General features: G+C 73.4%; 1 protein-coding gene. It reads left to right on the top strand.

Going from position 1 to position 271, the window contains the following annotated elements; all coding sequences use genetic code 11:
• Window positions 1-271 (top strand): hypothetical protein (locus UK12_RS42805; protein ID WP_045307377.1); only part of this gene is annotated, 271 nt, incomplete at both ends.

Below are 271 nucleotides of genomic sequence, written 5' to 3'. Positions count from 1 at the left end.
GCGGGTGCGAATGTCCCCGGCGGGCAGCCGGGACACGGTCTCGCTGGTGCTGGCGGACGAGTCCGGTCAGCCGGTCGCGTCGGTCGAGTCGCTGGCGATTCGCGAGGTGTCCGAGGAGCAGGTGCGGGCCGCCCGTGCGGGCTTCGTGGACTCGCTGTTCCGGGTGGAGTGTACCGCGCTGCCGGTGCCGGCGGCTTCCGCAGGCCGTTGGGCGGTACTGGGCAGCGACCCGATCGGGACCGGGGCTGAGACGTTCACCGGTCTCGCCGAG

Origin of the sequence: Saccharothrix sp. ST-888 (assembly GCF_000955975.1) — a bacterium.
Lineage (GTDB): Bacteria > Actinomycetota > Actinomycetes > Streptomycetales > Streptomycetaceae > Kitasatospora.
The sequence above is the reverse complement of the archived record's forward strand: the minus strand, read 5'-3'. Positions and strand labels throughout refer to the sequence as shown.